At 33.4% G+C, this 16559-nt stretch carries 22 protein-coding genes; 19 read left to right on the top strand and 3 right to left on the bottom strand.

The genetic code is table 11. The features are described 5' to 3' along the window. The 19 genes from rplF to H526_RS0108005 all read left to right on the top strand — a co-directional run bounded on the left by rplF (position 1) and on the right by H526_RS0108005 (position 13821). Entirely contained in the window at positions 1–543 is a 543-nt protein-coding gene (gene rplF, locus H526_RS0108090; protein ID WP_027392539.1) for a 50S ribosomal protein L6, read from the top strand. Between the two features lie 10 nt (positions 544–553). Continuing rightward, positions 554–910: a 50S ribosomal protein L18 gene (gene rplR / locus H526_RS0108085; protein ID WP_027392538.1), complete on the top strand. Its 357-nt coding sequence runs from the start codon at positions 554–556 to the stop codon at positions 908–910. 6 nt (positions 911–916) lie between these two features. Then, positions 917–1441 carry a 30S ribosomal protein S5 gene (gene rpsE / locus H526_RS0108080; RefSeq protein WP_027392537.1) on the top strand — a complete coding sequence of 175 codons (525 nt, stop codon included), beginning with the start codon at positions 917–919 and terminating at the stop codon, positions 1439–1441. Positions 1442–1452: 11 nt separating this feature from the next. Then, positions 1453–1632, top strand: coding sequence for a 50S ribosomal protein L30 (gene rpmD / locus H526_RS0108075; protein WP_027392536.1), 180 nt, complete (start codon positions 1453–1455; stop codon positions 1630–1632). Positions 1633–1641: 9 nt separating this feature from the next. After that, the gene (gene rplO / locus H526_RS0108070) at positions 1642–2094 is read left to right on the top strand and encodes a 50S ribosomal protein L15 (RefSeq protein ID WP_027392535.1); all 453 of its coding nucleotides are present in this window, start codon (positions 1642–1644) and stop codon (positions 2092–2094) included. Between the two features lie 10 nt (positions 2095–2104). Next, entirely contained in the window at positions 2105–3445 is a 1341-nt protein-coding gene (secY, locus tag H526_RS0108065) for a preprotein translocase subunit SecY (protein WP_027392534.1), read from the top strand. Position 3446: 1 nt separating this feature from the next. Further along, positions 3447–3662, top strand: a complete 216-nt coding sequence (gene infA / locus H526_RS0108060; protein ID WP_010181908.1) for a translation initiation factor IF-1 — start codon at positions 3447–3449, stop codon at positions 3660–3662. Between the two features lie 117 nt (positions 3663–3779). Beyond that, positions 3780–3896 carry a type B 50S ribosomal protein L36 gene (gene ykgO, locus H526_RS28650; RefSeq protein ID WP_013621733.1) on the top strand — a complete coding sequence of 39 codons (117 nt, stop codon included), beginning with the start codon at positions 3780–3782 and terminating at the stop codon, positions 3894–3896. A gap of 2 nt (positions 3897–3898) precedes the next feature. Beyond that, entirely contained in the window at positions 3899–4273 is a 375-nt protein-coding gene (rpsM, locus tag H526_RS0108055; protein WP_027392533.1) for a 30S ribosomal protein S13, read from the top strand. Between the two features lie 8 nt (positions 4274–4281). Continuing rightward, entirely contained in the window at positions 4282–4665 is a 384-nt protein-coding gene (rpsK, locus tag H526_RS0108050) for a 30S ribosomal protein S11 (RefSeq protein WP_027392532.1), read from the top strand. A gap of 136 nt (positions 4666–4801) precedes the next feature. Beyond that, positions 4802–5407 carry a 30S ribosomal protein S4 gene (gene rpsD, locus H526_RS0108045; RefSeq protein WP_027392531.1) on the top strand — a complete coding sequence of 202 codons (606 nt, stop codon included), beginning with the start codon at positions 4802–4804 and terminating at the stop codon, positions 5405–5407. A gap of 23 nt (positions 5408–5430) precedes the next feature. Next, the gene (locus H526_RS0108040) at positions 5431–6423 is read left to right on the top strand and encodes a DNA-directed RNA polymerase subunit alpha (RefSeq protein ID WP_027392530.1); all 993 of its coding nucleotides are present in this window, start codon (positions 5431–5433) and stop codon (positions 6421–6423) included. A gap of 63 nt (positions 6424–6486) precedes the next feature. Further along, on the top strand, positions 6487–6954 hold the full coding sequence (gene rplQ, locus H526_RS0108035) for a 50S ribosomal protein L17 (RefSeq protein ID WP_027392529.1): 468 nt from the start codon (positions 6487–6489) through the stop codon (positions 6952–6954). Between the two features lie 125 nt (positions 6955–7079). Next, positions 7080–8195: a glutamine-hydrolyzing carbamoyl-phosphate synthase small subunit gene (carA, locus tag H526_RS0108030; protein WP_027392528.1), complete on the top strand. Its 1116-nt coding sequence runs from the start codon at positions 7080–7082 to the stop codon at positions 8193–8195. A gap of 184 nt (positions 8196–8379) precedes the next feature. Then, a complete protein-coding gene (eno, locus tag H526_RS0108025) occupies positions 8380–9672 on the top strand; it encodes a phosphopyruvate hydratase (RefSeq protein ID WP_027392527.1) in 1293 nt (430 codons plus the stop codon). Between the two features lie 280 nt (positions 9673–9952). Continuing rightward, positions 9953–11239, top strand: coding sequence for a citrate synthase (locus H526_RS0108020; RefSeq protein WP_027392526.1), 1287 nt, complete (start codon positions 9953–9955; stop codon positions 11237–11239). Positions 11240–11457: 218 nt separating this feature from the next. After that, positions 11458–12372: a dimethylarginine dimethylaminohydrolase family protein gene (locus tag H526_RS0108015; RefSeq protein ID WP_035084912.1), complete on the top strand. Its 915-nt coding sequence runs from the start codon at positions 11458–11460 to the stop codon at positions 12370–12372. 3 nt (positions 12373–12375) lie between these two features. Then, a complete protein-coding gene (gene ctlX / locus H526_RS0108010; RefSeq protein ID WP_027392524.1) occupies positions 12376–13308 on the top strand; it encodes a citrulline utilization hydrolase CtlX in 933 nt (310 codons plus the stop codon). A gap of 102 nt (positions 13309–13410) precedes the next feature. Beyond that, positions 13411–13821, top strand: a complete 411-nt coding sequence (locus H526_RS0108005; RefSeq protein ID WP_027392523.1) for an RrF2 family transcriptional regulator — start codon at positions 13411–13413, stop codon at positions 13819–13821. 4 nt (positions 13822–13825) lie between these two features. Here the strand turns inward: H526_RS0108005 and H526_RS32605 are convergent, their stop codons facing one another. From H526_RS32605 to H526_RS0107990, 3 genes are all read right to left on the bottom strand, one after another. Further along, the gene (locus H526_RS32605) at positions 13826–14353 is read right to left on the bottom strand and encodes a chromophore lyase CpcT/CpeT (protein WP_425387468.1); all 528 of its coding nucleotides are present in this window, start codon (positions 14351–14353) and stop codon (positions 13826–13828) included. Positions 14354–14517: 164 nt separating this feature from the next. Beyond that, complete coding sequence (locus H526_RS0107995) at positions 14518–15960, bottom strand: SDR family oxidoreductase (protein ID WP_027392522.1); 1443 nt, start codon at positions 15958–15960, stop codon at positions 14518–14520. 97 nt (positions 15961–16057) lie between these two features. Beyond that, on the bottom strand, positions 16058–16489 hold the full coding sequence (locus tag H526_RS0107990; RefSeq protein WP_027392521.1) for a hypothetical protein: 432 nt from the start codon (positions 16487–16489) through the stop codon (positions 16058–16060). Between the last annotated feature and the right edge of the window lie 70 nt (positions 16490–16559).

Below are 16559 nucleotides of genomic sequence, written 5' to 3'. Positions count from 1 at the left end.
ATGTCAAGAATAGGAAAAAATCCAGTAACTATTCCGTCTGGTGTCACTGTAGAAGTGACAGGTAATGTTGTTACTGTTAAAGGAAAATTAGGAGAACTTACACAAGAGATAGATGCTATCAATGTGAAAGTAGAAGAAGGTCAGGTTGTTCTAGAAAGACCTACGGAAGCTAAGGATCATAAAGCAAAGCATGGTTTGTACAGAGCTTTGATTAACAATATGGTACAAGGTGTTTCTGAAGGTTTTACTAAAGAGTTGGAATTGGTTGGAGTAGGTTATAGAGCTTCTAATCAGGGACAAAAATTAGATTTAGCTTTAGGTTTCTCTCACAATATCGTTTTAGATGTTGCTCCAGAAGTGAAAATAGAGACTATATCAGAAAAAGGTAAAAACCCGATCGTAAAATTAACTTCCCATGATAAACAATTGGTGGGACAGGTAGCTGCTAAAATTAGAGGTTTCCGTAAGCCAGAACCTTACAAAGGTAAAGGAGTTAAATTCGTAGGAGAACAATTAAGAAGAAAAGCAGGTAAATCTGCATAATAACGAAGTTATGGCATTCTCAAAAGATTTAAGAAGATTAAAAATCAGAAAGCGAATCCGCGGTAAAGTAAGCGGAACAGAACAACGTCCTAGATTATCTGTTTTTAGAAGTAATAAAGAAATCTATGCGCAAATCATAGATGATGTTACCGGTAAGACTATCGGTTCAGCTTCTTCAAGAGATAAAGATATTGCTGCTGCATCAGGTAATAAAGCAGAAAAGGCAAGCTTGGTAGGTAAAGCCCTTGCTGAAAAAGCTAAGAAAGTTGGTATAGATACTGTATCATTTGATAGAGGTGGATATTTATATCATGGAAGAGTAAAATCATTAGCTGAAGGAGCTAGAGAAGCAGGACTTAAATTCTAAGAAATTATGTATCAAAAATATAAAAACGCAGAATTAGTAAAACCAAGTGGACTTGAATTAAAGGATCGTTTAGTTGGAGTACAACGTGTTACTAAAGTAACTAAGGGTGGTAGAGCATTTGGATTCTCTGCTATTGTTGTTGTAGGAGATGAAAACGGTGTTGTAGGTCACGGTTTAGGTAAGTCTAAAGAAGTTGCTGAAGCTATTGCAAAAGCAGTAGAAGATGCTAAGAAAAATTTAGTTCGTATACCATTAACTAAAGGAACATTACCTCACGAACAAAAAGGTAAGTACGGTGGAGCAAGAGTATTATTAATGCCTGCTGCAACTGGTACAGGAGTAATTGCTGGTGGAGCTATCCGTGCAGTATTAGAATCAGTTGGTGTTCATGATGTACTTTCTAAAAATCAAGGATCGTCTAACCCACACAATGTGGTGAAAGCAACGTTTGATGCTTTATTGCAAATGCGTAGTGCAGAGCAAGTAGCAAAACAACGTGGTGTTTCACTTGAAAAAGTGTTTAAAGGATAAATATAGGAACGATGGCAAAGATTAAAATAACTAAAGTAAAAAGCGCGATTAACCGTACTCAGAGACAAAAAAGAACTCTGGAGGCTTTAGGTCTTAAAAAGATCGGTCAGGTTGTTGAGCATGATGACACTCCTAATATCCTTGGGATGGTAAATAAAGTTAAACATTTAGTTTCTGTAGAAACAAAATAATATAAGCACATGGATTTAAGTAACTTAAAACCTGCTGCAGGTTCAGTAAAAAATAACAGTAAGCGATTAGGTCGTGGTCAGGGTTCCGGAAAAGGTGGAACTGCCGCTCGTGGTCATAAAGGAGCGAAATCTCGTTCTGGATACTCTAGAAAGATAGGATTTGAAGGTGGGCAAATGCCTCTTCAAAGACGTGTACCAAAATTTGGTTTCACTAATATCAACAGAAAAGAGTATCAAGGGATAAACCTAGATACGCTACAGAAGTTAGTTGATGCTGGTAAAATAACTGATACAGTTGATTTAGACGTGTTATTAAATACACGTCTTGCAGGAAAGAATGATTTAGTTAAGATACTGGGAAGAGGTGAGTTAAAGGCTAAATTAAAAGTCACAGCTCATAAATTTACAGCCACTGCAAAAGCAGCTATAGAAGCAGCAGGCGGCGAAGCAGTAACCTTATAAAAGACATTTCATGAAATTTATTGATACAATAAAAAACATTTGGAAAATTGAAGAACTAAAAAATAGAATTCTAGTTACACTGGGATTGCTTTTGGTTTATCGTTTTGGAGCGCAGGTAGTTTTACCTGGAGTTGACGCGGCAGAATTAGCTAATTTGGGTACTCAAACTCAAGATGGTTTATTAGGGTTGCTTAATGCATTCACAGGAGGAGCATTTGCTAATGCTTCTGTATTTGCTTTAGGGATTATGCCTTATATATCCGCTTCTATTGTTGTTCAGTTGATGGGAATAGCTATTCCTTATTTGCAAAAACTACAAAAAGAAGGAGAAAGTGGAAGAAAGAAAATTAATCAGATTACGCGTTGGTTAACAATTGCGATTACCTTGGTTCAAGGTCCTGGTTATATTTATAACTTGTTCGCTACACTACCTCCTGCTGCCTTCAGTACGGAAATAAGCCAAACTGTTTTCGTTGTATCATCTGTAATAATATTAACTACTGGATGTATATTCGCTATGTGGTTGGGTGAGAAGATTACCGACAAAGGTATAGGTAATGGTATTTCATTATTAATAATGGTTGGTATTATCGCTACTTTACCTCAATCGTTTGTTCAGAATTTTATTTCTAGAACATCTGGTGAAGGTGGAGACATTATAATGGTGTTGATAGAACTAGTGATATGGTTTGTAATAATATTGGCATCTGTATTATTGGTAATGGCTGTTCGTCAGATTCCTGTGCAGTATGCTAGAAGAACTGCTAGTGGAGGGTATGAAAAGAACGTTTTTGGTTCAAGACAATATATTCCATTAAAGTTGAATGCTTCAGGAGTAATGCCAATTATATTTGCTCAAGCTATTATGTTTATTCCTGCTGCTGTTGCTGGTCTTTCTGAGTCAGAAACTTCGCAAGGAATAGCTGCTGCTTTTAGCGATATTTTTGGATTATGGTATAATTTATTATTTGGATTATTAATCATAATATTTACATATTTCTATACTGCGATTACCGTTCCAACGAATAAAATGGCTGATGATTTAAAAAGAAGTGGTGGTTTTATACCTGGAATTAGACCAGGTAGTGAGACTGCAGAGTATTTAGATAAGATCATGTCACAAATAACATTACCAGGATCTATTTTCCTAGCGTTAATTGCTGTTTTTCCTGCGATAGCTGTAAAGCTTTTAGGTGTTCAACAAGGTTGGGCATTGTTTTTCGGTGGGACTTCATTATTAATTATGGTTGGAGTTGCTATAGATACAATGCAACAGGTTAATTCATATTTATTGAATAGGCATTATGATGGATTGATGAAAACTGGTAAAAATAGAAAAGCGGTAGCATAAAATGGCAAAACAACCAGCAATAGAACAAGACGGGAGTATAATCGAAGCTTTATCAAATGCAATGTTTCGAGTAGAATTAGAGAATGGTCACGTAGTGACAGCTCATATTTCAGGTAAAATGCGTATGCATTATATTAAATTATTACCAGGAGATAAGGTGAAGTTAGAAATGAGTCCTTATGATTTATCTAAGGCTCGTATAACATACAGATACTAATAATTTTAAGAATATTAGTTAATTAAGATTTTTTACGTACTTTTGCGGGCTGAAAATCTTGTTAACGAGACCTTCTGAAATGCTTACTAAGTATTTTCAGGATTTAAACACAAAGAGATGAAAGTTAGAGCATCAATAAAAAAGAGAAGTGCCGAGTGCAAGATTGTGCGTAGAAAAGGCCGACTTTACGTAATTAATAAAAAGAATCCTAGATTTAAACAAAGACAAGGGTAATTATGGCAAGAATTGCAGGGGTAGATATACCTAAACAAAAGCGAGGAGTTATAGCATTAACCTATATCTTCGGAATTGGTAGAAGTAGAGCTAAAGAAATTTTAGACGTTGCCAAAGTAGATGAAAGTATTAAAGTTTCTGATTGGGATGATGACCAGATTGGTCGTATTCGTGAAGCTGTAGGAGCCTATACCATAGAAGGAGAATTACGTTCTGAAGTACAGTTAAATATCAAACGTCTTATGGATATAGGATGTTACAGAGGTATTCGTCACAGAGCAGGTTTACCACTTAGAGGTCAACGTACTAAGAATAATTCTAGAACGCGTAAAGGAAGAAGAAAAACAGTTGCTAACAAGAAAAAAGCAACTAAATAATAAGTAGTATGGCAAAGTCAACTTCAAAAAAACGTAAAGTAATTGTTGAGTCAGTAGGAGAAGCACACGTAACAGCATCTTTTAACAACATTATTGTTTCGTTAACAAATAAAAAAGGAGACGTAATTTCTTGGTCTTCAGCTGGAAAAATGGGATTCAGAGGTTCTAAAAAGAACACACCTTATGCTGCACAATTAGCTGCGGAAGATGCTGCTAAGGTTGCTATCGAAGCTGGGCTGAAGAAAGTAAAGGTATACGTTAAAGGTCCGGGGAACGGAAGAGAATCTGCAATACGTTCTATTCATAACTCAGGAATTGAAGTTTCAGAAATTATTGATGTAACTCCAATGCCTCATAACGGTTGTCGTCCTCCAAAAAGACGTAGAGTATAAGTAAATGCATCCCGAATATTTTCGGGATCTTTTATGTTTTATATTATAATTAAAGTAAGTCAAATGAGGAACAAAGGATTATCGAAGGAAAGTGACCTTAATTCATATCCTCCTCAACAATTAAATTAATAAGAAAATGGCAAGATATACTGGTCCAAAAACAAAGATCGCTCGTAAGTTTGGAGAAGCGATATTCGGTGATGATAAGTCATTCGACAAGAGAAATTATCCTCCTGGTCAACACGGAAATAACAGACGAAGAGGAAAGAAAAGTGAATATGCAATCCAGTTAATGGAGAAGCAAAAAGCTAAATACACATATGGAGTATTAGAACGTCAGTTCAGAAATATGTTTGAAAAAGCGACAAGATCTACAGGTATTACAGGTGAAGTTTTACTTCAATTATGTGAATCTCGTTTAGATAACGTTGCTTTTAGAATGGGACTTTCAAATTCTCGTAGAGGAGCTAGACAATTAGTTTCTCACAGACATATAACTGTAAATGGAGAATTAGTAAATATTCCTTCTTACCAATTGAAGCCTGGTGATGTTGTTGGGGTAAGAGAAAAATCAAAATCATTAGAAGTTATCCAAAACTCTCTTGCTAACAATAGTAAAGTGTACGAGTGGATTACTTTTAATAATGATACAAAAGAAGGTACTTTCGTATCGGTTCCGGCAAGAATTCAAATTCCGGAAAATATTAATGAACAATTCATCGTCGAATTATATTCGAAGTAATAACTCTTAGAAGAAACAATAATATGGCAATATTAAATTTTCAGAAGCCCGATAAAGTTATCATGATCGACTCTAGTGAGTTTGATGGTAAATTTGAATTTAGACCATTAGAACCTGGGTACGGATTGACAGTTGGTAACGCTTTACGAAGAGTTTTGCTATCTTCTTTAGAGGGATTCGCTATAACTTCTTTAAGAATTGAAGGGGTAGATCACGAATTTTCTACTATTTCTGGAGTTGTAGAAGATGTAACAGAGATTATTCTTAATCTTAAACAGGTACGTTTTAAACGTCAGATTGAAGATATCGATAATGAATCGGTTACAATTTCAATTTCTGGTCAAGAGCAATTAACTGCTGGAGACTTCCAAAAATTTATTTCAGGTTTTCAGGTTCTTAACCCGGATTTGGTTATCTGTAATATGGATAAAAAAGTAGCTCTTAACCTAGAGATTACTATAGAAAAAGGAAGAGGATACGTTCCTGCAGAAGAAAATAAGAAAGCCAATGCTCCGATAGGTACAATCTTCACAGATTCTATATATACACCTATCAAAAATGTTAAGTATAGTATTGAGAATTATCGTGTAGAACAAAAAACTGATTACGAAAAATTGGTTTTTGAAATTGTTACTGATGGTTCAATTCATCCTAAAGATGCATTAACTGAAGCTGCTAAGATTCTTATACACCACTTTATGTTATTCTCTGATGAGCGTATAACATTAGAGGCTGATGAGATAGCACAAACAGAAACATATGATGAGGAATCATTACATATGAGACAATTGTTGAAAACTAAATTGATCGATATGGATCTTTCTGTAAGAGCACTTAATTGTTTAAAGGCTGCAGAAGTAGATACTTTGGGAGATTTGGTATCATACAATAAAAATGATTTAATGAAGTTCCGTAACTTTGGTAAGAAATCTTTAACTGAGCTAGAAGAGCTAGTAAATGTTAAAGGACTTAATTTTGGTATGGATCTTTCTAAATATAAATTAGATAAAGACTAACACATCATATTTTGCTCTCTACACGAGGTAGATCGAGCAAGATGGTGTTTAAATTTTAATGTCATGAGACACGGAAAAAAAGTAAATCACTTAGGTAGAAAAACTGCACATCGTAAAGCTATGCTTGCTAATATGGCTTGTTCTCTTATAGAACATAAGAGAATAAATACTACAGTGGCAAAAGCAAAAGCACTTAAACAGTTTGTAGAACCATTAGTAACTAAGTCTAAAGAAGACACAACGCATAATAGACGTCTTGTTTTTAGTAAGCTTCGTAACAAGTATGCTGTGGCAGAATTGTTTAGAGATGTTGCTGCGAAAGTAGGTGATAGACCTGGAGGTTATACAAGAATTATCAAATTAGGTAATCGTCTTGGTGATAATGCGGATATGGCGATGATAGAATTAGTTGATTACAACGAATTATACAATGCCGGTAAACCTGCTAAAAAGAAATCTACTCGTAGAGGTAGGACTAAAAAAGCAGAAACTGCACCAGTAGTAGAAACTCCAAGTTCGGAAGAAGAATAAATGAAAAATGTGATATACACATAGTTATAAAGGATAAACGTTCATCGTTTATCCTTTTTTTTTGAATTTTTATAAAAAAAGTCTAAGTCCTTGAAAGGGAATTTTAATATTAAAAAAGATAAAGGATGAAATATCAATCTCGAAAGAAAGCAATTGTTTTATTAGCAGACGGCACGATTTTTTATGGCAAAGCTGTAGGAAAAGAAGGAACAGCATTTGGTGAAGTATGTTTTAATACTGGAATGACAGGATATCAAGAGATTTTTACAGACCCATCTTATTTTGGACAATTGATGGTTGCTACTAATGCACATATTGGTAATTATGGAACTAATATTGAAGAGGTGGAATCTGATTCGATAAAAATAGCAGGTTTAATTGTGAAGAATTTTAGTTATGAGTTTTCACGTGATCGAGCCGATAGCTCTTTACAGGATTTTCTTGAAAAAAATAATTTACTTGCTATATCCGATGTTGATACTAGAGCACTAGTTAGTTATATTAGAGATAATGGAGCAATGAATGCATTGATTTCTACAGAAATTGATGATATTGATGCATTGAAAAAGCAATTAGCAGCTGTTCCGGATATGAATGGATTAGAATTAGCTTCTAAAGTTTCTACTAAAGAACCGTATTTTTTTGGTAATCCAGATGCAACTTATAAAATCTCTGCTTTAGATATTGGAGTGAAAAAGAATATACTACGTAATCTTGCAGAAAGAGATGCGTATATAAAAGTATTTCCTTATGATGCTACATTTGATGAAATGAGTGAATGGCAACCTGATGGTTATTTCTTGTCAAATGGTCCTGGTGATCCTGAACCATTATCTCAGGCTATAGAGACTGCAAAAGAAATTATTTCAAAAGATTTACCACTATTTGGAATTTGCTTGGGGCACCAAGTAATTGCATTGGCAAATGGCATTAGTACTTATAAGATGCATCATGGCCATAGAGGTATAAATCATCCTGTTAAAAACTTAATTACAGGTAAGGGAGAGATAACGTCACAGAATCACGGTTTTGCTATTAATAGAGAAGAAGCAGAAAGCAACCCAGATGTAGAAATAACCCATGTACATCTTAATGATAATACTGTGGCTGGTATGAGAATGAAAAGTAAAAATTGTTTTTCAGTTCAATATCATCCAGAAGCTAGTCCCGGTCCAAATGATTCAGTTTATCTATTTGATCAATTTATAAATAATATAAAAAATACAAAGGTAGAAGCTTAGAATTTGAAGTTTATTGTAAATATTCTGTACTCCGAATAATAGGTTGATCTATAACGTTATAGTTGATAACTTGTCGTGTTTACTAGGGTTTAAGCAATAAATTAAGAGATTTTCTGAGGTATTTAAATTTACCGGTTTTGTATATTGCGAAGAATTAAAATTATCCAACAAAAACAAATCAAAAATGAGTGTAATTATAAATATTCACGCCAGACAAATTTTAGATTCACGTGGTAACCCAACAGTAGAAGTTGACGTGATTACCGAAAATGGTGTTTTAGGTAGAGCTGCTGTTCCTTCAGGAGCTTCAACAGGAGAACACGAAGCAGTGGAACTAAGAGATGGTGGTAGTGACTATATGGGTAAAGGGGTTAAAAAAGCGGTTGAAAATGTAAATACTATAATCGCAGAAGAATTATTAGGATATTCTGTGTTTGATCAAAATTTATTGGATCAAACTATGATAGAAATAGATGGAACTCCTAATAAATCTAAATTAGGTGCTAATGCAATATTAGGTGTTTCATTGGCAGCAGCAAAAGCTGCTGCAAATGAATTAAATATGCCATTGTATAGATACGTTGGAGGAGTTAGTGCTAATACACTGCCGGTGCCAATGATGAATATCATTAATGGAGGATCGCATAGTGATGCCCCAATTGCTTTTCAAGAGTTTATGGTAATGCCAGTGAAGGCAAAAGACTTTACTCATGCTATGCAAATGGGTACAGAGATTTTTCATAATTTAAAGAAAGTACTTCACGATAGAGGATTAAGTACCGCAGTTGGAGATGAAGGTGGTTTTGCACCGACATTAGATGGAACAGAAGATGCATTAGATTCTATAGCTTTAGCAGTAGAGAAAGCGGGATATAAGTTTGGAGATGAAGTTATGGTAGCTTTAGATTGTGCAGCTGCTGAGTTTTTTGTAGACGGTAAATACGATTACACAAAATTCGAAGGAAAGACTGGTGTAATAAGAACAAGTGAAGAACAAGCAGATTATCTAGCTGAGTTAGCTTCTAAATACCCTATTATATCTATTGAAGATGGAATGGATGAAAATGATTGGGATGGTTGGAAATACTTGACTGATAAGGTTGGGGATAAGGTACAGTTGGTAGGTGATGATTTATTTGTTACCAATGTAGAAAGATTATCTAGAGGAATTGAAAATGGTATTGCTAATTCAATTTTGATTAAGGTGAATCAAATAGGAACATTAACCGAAACTATTGCAGCTGTGAATATGGCTCATAATGCAGGTTACACTTCTGTGATGTCTCATCGTTCTGGTGAAACTGAAGATAATACAATTGCTGATTTAGCAGTGGCGTTAAATACTGGTCAAATAAAGACAGGTTCAGCTTCTCGTAGTGATAGAATGGCTAAGTACAACCAACTACTTCGTATAGAAGAAGAATTGGGTGTTGTTGCTTATTATCCGAAAGAAAAAGCATTTAAGATTAAAAAGTAAATTAAAGCGTAATAATAGAAACTTTTGGTTTACTAAACTTTTTATTAATGAAAGAACCCTAGATATTACATAATAAGATTATGTTAGTATCTGGTTTGTTCATTTTTTCAAAAAAAACACACGTTTTTAAAAGAGGATTCATAACGAATCCTCTTTTTTTAGCTATAACCATAAAGTGATGTTTCTATTGTAAAATAGATGGTGTGATTAATAATATATTAACACTATATTTTGTAATTTAGCATCCCTTATTATAACAGCAAAATTCTAAATAATCACAATGTCAAAAAAAGCTACTTTAGAAATAGACGGTAACAAATATGAGTTCCCCATAATAGAAGGAACTGAAAAAGAATTAGGAATTGATATCAAGACTCTCAGAGGTGCCACAGGTGGTATAACAACTATTGATCCTGGATTTAAAAATACAGGAAGTTGTGAGAGCGGAATCACTTTTCTAGATGGAGAAAAAGGAATTCTAAGATACCGCGGATATTCTATAGAAGAATTAGCAGAAAAAGCTGATTTTTTAGAAGTGGCTTATTTGTTAATTTTTGGTGAGTTACCAACTGCTGAGCAGTTGGATAAGTTTGATAAAGATATTAAAGAGGAGTCTCATGTAGATGAGGATATGAAGAGAATTCTTGATGGATTCCCTAAAAGTGCTCATCCTATGGGAGTACTTTCATCTTTAACTAGTGCATTGATAGCTTTTAATCCAGGTTCTGTAGACGTAGATTCCGAAGAAGCTATGTATAATGCTATTGTAAAAATAATGGCTAAGTTTCCTGTCCTTGCGGCTTGGACTATGAGAAAGCGTAAAAGTCTTCCTTTAGATTATGGAGATAGTTCGTTAGGCTATGTGGAGAATTTACATAAAATGATGTTCTCTAGGCCAAACAAAACTTATGAAGCAAATAAAATTGTAAATGATGCATTGGATAAGCTTCTAATATTACACGCTGATCATGAGCAAAACTGTTCTACATCTACGGTGCGTATTGTAGGTTCTTCACATGCAGGTCTATTCGCATCGTTATCAGCTGGAATTTCCGCTCTTTGGGGACCATTACATGGAGGTGCAAATCAAGCAGTTATTGAAATGCTTGAAGCTATCAGAGAAGATGGAGGAGATACTGCAAAATATATTGCTAAAGCTAAAGATAAAGAAGATTCGTTCCGTTTAATGGGATTTGGACATAGAGTATATAAAAACTTTGATCCAAGAGCCAAGATCATAAAAGTATCTGCAGAAGAAGTTTTAGGAGATTTAGGAATAGAGGACCCAGTTCTTGATATTGCCAAAGGTCTTGCTAAAGTTGCGTTAGAAGATGAGTATTTCGTAAAGAGAAAGTTATACCCTAATGTAGATTTTTATTCAGGGATTATATACAGAGCTTTAGGTATTCCTACTGAGATGTTTACGGTAATGTTTGCATTAGGAAGATTACCTGGTTGGATAGCACAATGGAGAGAAATGCGCCTTCGCAAAGAACCAATAGGAAGACCTAGACAAATATATACCGGTGAGACTTATAGAGCTTTTAAATCTGTTTCTGAGAGATAAGAAAACCAACAATATAGAAAAGGGATGTAGCACTAGTGTTACATCCCTTTTTTTATGGAATCAATAATTTATTGTTTCCTTAAGGATTGAATTTTAGGATTTGATAAAAAGTTTGTATTTTTTTTAAATAAAATTAGCATCTACATAATACCTCTTCCTATATTTGTTCATATATAAAAGTTAGTTATTAATAATAGTTTTACTTTAAAATCAGGCCATTGAAATTAAATATTAAAAATGAAACTTCTAGACTTAGAGCAGTTGTTTTAGGAACAGCCATTAGTAATGGTCCGATACCTAAAATTGAGGAGGCGTACGATCCAAAGTCAATACAACATATAAAAGCCGGTACCTACCCAAAAGAAGTAGATATGGTTGCTGAAATGGAAGAAGTCGCTAGGGTATTTGAAAAGTATGATGTAAAAGTATATAGACCTGAGATAATAGAAAATTATAATCAAATTTTTGCAAGGGATATCGCATTAGTTATAGATGATACTTTTATAAAATCTAATATACTACCGGATAGAGAAAAAGAAATAAAAGCAATTCAATACGTAATAGATCAGGTGGAACCTGGAAAAGTTCATAAAGCTCCATCAGAGGATATCCATTTTGAAGGAGGTGATATTATTATTCATAATGATCATATTTTTATTGGAACCTATAAAGGGAATGATTATAGCGATTGTATTGTGGCTAGAACTAATATGAAAGGAGTAGCATATATTAAGTCTCTTTTTCCTAATAAAATTGTAAAAGAATTTGATCTTCAAAAATCAATGGAAGATCCTAGAGATAATGCTTTGCATTTAGATTGTTGTTTTCAACCTGTTGGAAAAAATAAAGCTATAATTCATAAAGAAGGATTTAGGAATGTAGAGGATTATAAGTATTTAGTTGACTTTTTTGGCAATGAAAACTTATTTCATATTGATAGAGATGAGATGTATTACATGAACTCTAACGTATTTTCAATATCAGAAGACGTGATAATTTCTGAAAAAGGTTTTACTAGATTGAATGACTGGTTACGTAATTTAAATATAACGGTAGAAGAAGTTCCATATGCGGAAATAGCAAAGCAAGAAGGACTTTTACGTTGTTCTACAATGCCACTGATAAGAGATTAGATAATGAAACAGATAACAAATACTATAGTGATGATTCGTCCAGTTAAGTTTAGGATGAATGAACAAACAGCTGTAAATAACTATTACCAGAACAGTTCAAGTAGTAGTACAGAAGATGTGCATATAAAAGCACAAAATGAATTCGACGGTTTTGTTGAGAAATTGAAATCTATCGGAGTAAATGTAGTGGTTATTGATGACAAGGAAGAAAATGATACTCCAGATTCTATATTTCCAAATAATTGGGTTTCCTTTCATGAAAATGGTGATATAGGATTATATCCTATGTTCGCTGTTAATAGAAGGAGGGAGCGTAGGCCGGAAATTTTAGATATTATAGAAGGCACTGGTTTCGAAATAAAAAACATTGTTGATTACACATCAGCTGAAGAAGATAATGTTTTTCTTGAAGGTACCGGTAGTCTTGTGCTTGATCGAGTGAATAAAAAGGCTTATTGTGCATTATCTCCAAGGGCAGATGAAGAATTACTTATTGAATTTTGTGAGGATTTTGAATACACTCCAGTAATTTTTACAGCATATCAAACAGTAAAAGGTGAACGATTAGCAATTTATCATACAAATGTTATGATGGGTATTGGAGAAACCTTTGCAGTAGTATGCGTAGATTGTGTAGATGATAAAAAAGAGCGTAAGAATCTTTTGAATCACCTAAAAAATGATGGTAAAGAAATCATATCAATTACAGAAGCTCAAGTGAATAATTTTGCAGGGAATATGTTACAAGTTATCGGGGCGGATGATAAAAGATATTTGGTAATGTCTTCTGCAGCATATAACAGTTTAAGTAAAGATCAGATATCAAAAATAAAAAAACATTGTGAGATTGTTCATAGTGACCTGGGAACAATAGAAGAACTTGGAGGTGGAAGCGCCCGATGTATGATGGCAGAAGTTTTTCTTCCCAGAAAATAATAGTTTGTAGATAACTTTTCTGAGTCTTAAAATAGTTAAAAGATATCACTTAAACACTAAGTGATATCTTTTAACTATTTTTGATTATATTCAATTTAAAAAATGCTTTCGAAGAAAACAAAATACGGATTAAAAGCCCTAACGTATATAGCAAGGAAAAAGTGTGAGCACCCTGTTTTAATATCAGAGATTGCTAAAAGCGAAAATATTTCTCAAAAATTCTTAGAAAGTATATTACTGACACTTCGTAAAAACGGTTTTTTAGGCTCCAAAAAAGGAAAAGGAGGAGGTTATTATTTAATTAAAGAACCTAAAGAAATTTCAATGGCTTCGGTGATCAGGGTGTTAGAAGGGCCTATAGCAATGTTACCATGTGTAAGTCTTAATTTTTATGAAAAATGCGATGACTGTCCAGATGAGGATGCTTGTACAGTGCATGAATTGATGATTGAAGTTAGGGATAATACCTTAAAAGTTTTGGAGAATAAGACTTTAGGGGATTTTATGGATTAAGTTTTTATTCTTCTAAAACTCTAAGGAATATATAAGGTCCTTGAATCTTTCCCCAAACCTGTTTCCCTTGATTATCATACCCTCTATCCCAAGAAGAAATTTTATTTCTACTAATTACTATATTACTGGTAGTATAGGATATGGTTTTGCTAAAACTACTAGAGCAGGTTCCTTTTTCTGTTTTTCCCAGATAAATTGTGGAAGTCTTTTTTTTAAAATAAACATCACACCCTTCCCTTATTTTTAAACTGTCTTTTGTTAACCTATCAAAAACAGATACATTTTTCCATGAATTAACATATTTTCTTTGATTCGGTATTACATAGCTTGTTGTGCTTATTGTAACACTGTCTACTCTTTTAATATGTATTATTCTTTGATTGTATACAGAGGTGTTATTTTTTTCATCAAATAGTTCTTGATAAAACCAATACCCAGATCTGTTTTCCCAGATTGGATAATTATAAAGATTAACCGCAGAATAACCTGATTCTTGTTTAGATTGTTCTTTAGAAGAAAAATTCCCCGATATTATTTTTGCAAAATCATCTAGCTCCTGATCGCTACCTTTTTTTGTATTACAACCAAGTGCTACTATTATTAGAAAAAAAATGAGGAAAGGTTTCTGTATTTATTTTTTAGTAAAAATACTAATATTAGATCGAATAAATGCTATTTATCGTATTATTTTGCTTTTTATCTGATTTTTTTAATCTTGTTTGAACCGATATTACGTATCATTCCTCCAAATATAAAGTAATGAAAGGGTACCATCAGATACCAATATAATCGCCCCCAAATGCCTCTTGGTCTAAAGGTAGCAGTTTGATGAAGTATGTTGTTTTTGTCGATGTCAAATTCAAGCCAAGCTTCACCAGGAACCTTCATTTCTGCAAAAAGTAGTAGACGTTTTTCATTCTTATCAGCCACTAAAACTCTCCAAAAATCTAAAGCATCTCCAGAGTTGATTTTATCGGGATTAGTTCTTCCTCTTCGTAAACCAACTCCGCCAAAGAATTTATCAATATGTCCCCTTATTTTCCACATCCAATCTCCATAATACCAACCAGTTTCACCACCTATCGCCCAGATTCTTTCGATTACTCGATTAGGGTTGTCTATATTCATTTTTTTATAATCTCTAAGACATCCCTTTTTTGGAACTTTTACATATTTCTGAATATCTTTATCAAAACGACCACTAACCATAGAATCTTTCCAGCTTGATACCACCTGATTTTGTTCTATTTTAATAAAAGCTAGTTCTAAAGCTTTGGTATATGTCATAGGTTCAATACCTAATATTTTTTGTAATCGATTGTCGTTGGCTATTACAGGAATACTCATACTATCTACTAAATTTAGCGCAAGTTTATACGATGTAGAAGTAACAAAGTATAACCAATAAGAAGAAAGTTTGGGAGTCATTACTGGAAGTGTTAGAATAAGTAAACTGATTCCACGTACTTTAGAATATAACAAAAGCATTTGTTTATAAGTAATGACATTAGGCCCGCTGATATCAAATGATTGATTATAACATTCGGTATTTCCTAATACTCCTGTCATAAAACTTAAGACATCTCTTATAGCAATCGGGTGTGTTTTGGTATTTACCCATTTTGGTGTTAGCATAATAGGTAATTTCTCGCAGAGATCTCGGATTATCTCGAAAGAGGAACTGCCTGACCCAACAATGATTCCTGAACGTAAAACAGTAAGATTAAAATTTCCTTTATACAAGGTTTCTTCAACATTTTTTCTGGACCATAAATGCTTGGATAGGTTTTTTTCGTTTACAATACCGCTTAAATATATTACTTGCTTTATGTTAGTTTGTGCTACATAGAGATTGAAATTTTGCGCAGAAATTTCTTCTTTTTTATCAAAATCAGAAGTAGAAGAACTCATAGAATGAATCAAGTAATATGCTACATCAATATCATGAGGTAGTTTAGAAGTATTTGGGTCTTCTAAAAAGTCTATTTCTACAATAGATACTTTTTCGATCATTTCATGATCTATAGAAAGCCTATCTCTATCTCTTACGCAGCAAATAATATCGTGATCAGCGTCTAGTAATAAAGGGAGTAACCTCATGCCAATATAACCATTAGCACCTGTAAGTAATATTCGCATCTTTTTAGGTATAAGATACGAAGAATTACATTGTGATTTTGTCAAAAAAGTAGATTGCTAAAGTTTTTTTACCACTCAATACTGATGTCAATCCTATTTATAAGTCTTCGATATTCGTAGGACTATTGTCTGCTTTATAATTAAGTACTTTTTTAATGTATTGGTGGATAGCAGTATCCGTATTTTTTACTTTTATTTTAATGTTATAATTATCCTTATAAATGCAATATTCTTCTGCTTTTCCTTTGTAGATCGTTAATTTATAGAAAGGAATAACTAAAAGATACGTTTCTAAACGTACACCAAAACCAATCAAAATACCTTTTGGTCTCAATTCTATATTACAAGTATGTATTCTGTTATCCAGCATTAATAGGTTATTAATTTCTACACTGGACCCTACAATATGAAGTTTTGGAGAACCAATCCCTCCTAATTTTATTCGTTCTATTAAGGTAAATGGTTTTCCAACTTGCTCTATGAGTTTCTCTTTAAGTTCAGGGTCTCTATATGTATTATTAACAAGCATCTTTTTCTTTTATCACAAGATACGAATTGATGTCAATAGAGGTGGTGGAAGATTATATTTCTATTATCTT

This window comes from Aquimarina latercula DSM 2041 (genome assembly GCF_000430645.1).
In the GTDB taxonomy this organism is placed as follows: domain Bacteria; phylum Bacteroidota; class Bacteroidia; order Flavobacteriales; family Flavobacteriaceae; genus Aquimarina; species Aquimarina latercula.
The sequence above is the reverse complement of the archived record's forward strand: the minus strand, read 5'-3'. Positions and strand labels throughout refer to the sequence as shown.